The following is a 237-nucleotide window of genomic DNA, read 5'->3' as shown; positions in this document are numbered from 1 at the left end:
CAGGGCGCCGGGGAAACGGGTCGCACGCCTCCAGGAGGATCGTCGACGGCCCGTCGTTGACGAGTTCGACCGCCATGTCGGCGCCGAACCGGCCGGTCTCGACCTGCAGCCCGGGCCCCCGCAGGGCCTGCGCGACGGCGTCGACGAGGGGCTCGGCGACCGGTCCCGGAGCCGCGGACGTCGGCGCCCCGGTGCTCCTCGTCAGCCAGTTCACCCTCTACGCCGACACCCGCAAGG

General features: G+C 75.1%; 1 pseudogene. It reads right to left on the bottom strand.

What is annotated here, in order from left to right:
• Positions 1-178, bottom strand: a pseudogene (locus AC0I8G_RS26190) (D-aminoacyl-tRNA deacylase); the annotation flags it as partial.
• Positions 179-237 lie beyond the last annotated feature (59 nt).

The organism is Kineococcus sp. AC630 (assembly GCF_979255925.1).
This window is presented reverse-complemented; position numbering and strand designations above follow the sequence as displayed.